The following is a 761-nucleotide window of genomic DNA, read 5'->3' as shown; positions in this document are numbered from 1 at the left end:
GGAACCCCGGTTAGGCAGATTCGTAATAACCTAGAAGCGATGGCTGTGATGTCACAAGAGGCTGGAGCCCAAGTAATATTGCTAGGCATGCAGATACCGCCTAACTATGGTGACCGTTATACCAAAGCCTTTGCGAATATATACTCAGACCTGGCATTGCAAATGGATCTATCCTTAGTTCCCTTCTTATTGGAAGGGGTTGCTGGTGTTGAAGGTATGATGCAAGACGATGGTATTCATCCGACGGAAAGCGCGCAACAAACGATGTTTGAGCACGTAGACAAAGTATTGGATACTTTGCTTTCAGCTAAATAAGTGTGGCAACAGGATGACTATTGAGTTCCGTTACGTCACCTCAATTGCTGAGGTGGGAGAGCAGGCCTGGAATTCCTTGGCAGGTGAGGGCTACCCCTTTGTGCGCTACCACTTTCTCGATGCCTTGGAAAAAACACAAGCGGTTGGTGGATGCTCAGGATGGTTGGTGCATCACCTCATGGCTTATCAGGGCGATACATTGGTCGCCGCTGTTCCTAGCTATGTTAAGCAGCATAGCTATGGTGAATACGTCTTTGACCATGCTTGGGCGAATGCTTACCATCAATATGGATTGGCTTATTATCCCAAGTTAGTTTCAGCCATTCCTTTCACCCCCATTACCGGTTCACGGATACTTATACGAGAGGGTATTGATCATAGCGCCGTGATTACGGCCTTGCATGACTTTGCTCCAAAGCATTGTCATGAGCAAGGCTACTCGGGTT

At 47.6% G+C, this 761-nt stretch carries 2 protein-coding genes; both read left to right on the top strand.

Annotated elements, in window-relative coordinates; translation table 11 throughout:
- Positions 1 to 315: SGNH/GDSL hydrolase family protein (locus tag A3757_RS26260; protein WP_369819525.1), on the top strand; the 315-nt coding region annotated here is incomplete at its 5' end.
- 13 nt (positions 316 to 328) lie between these two features.
- Positions 329 to 761: peptidogalycan biosysnthesis protein (locus A3757_RS03845; protein ID WP_197469733.1), on the top strand; the 433-nt coding region annotated here is incomplete at its 3' end.

The sequence above is a fragment of the Oleiphilus sp. HI0117 genome (genome assembly GCF_001635235.1).
This window is presented reverse-complemented; position numbering and strand designations above follow the sequence as displayed.